1 protein-coding gene is annotated in these 236 nt (G+C 50.0%); it reads left to right on the forward strand.

Going from position 1 to position 236, the window contains the following annotated elements:
- Positions 1-236: hypothetical protein (locus ACY2RR_RS24770; protein WP_490110861.1), on the forward strand; the 236-nt coding region annotated here is incomplete at both ends.

The following is a 236-nucleotide window of genomic DNA, read 5'->3' on the forward strand; positions in this document are numbered from 1 at the left end:
TGGTAATTTCATGGGTTTTTCCGCCTCTGGTGGTGGTTATGCTGTGCCGCTGCCAACCTATGGCCCGCGCCGGATACGTATCAGAGAAGCTTCAGGGTTAACATTCCAGACCAGTCCTTTTCGCAAAGCCTACACACACGGTGCCTGGGTACCATTAAAGGTTCATGTACTGCCCAACCGGATTTTAGTCTGGAGTGGTGAGCGAAAGCTTGTGGATGTTGCTTTGAACTTTGATA

The sequence above is a fragment of the Parendozoicomonas sp. 2304DJ65-17 genome, from assembly GCF_058148445.1.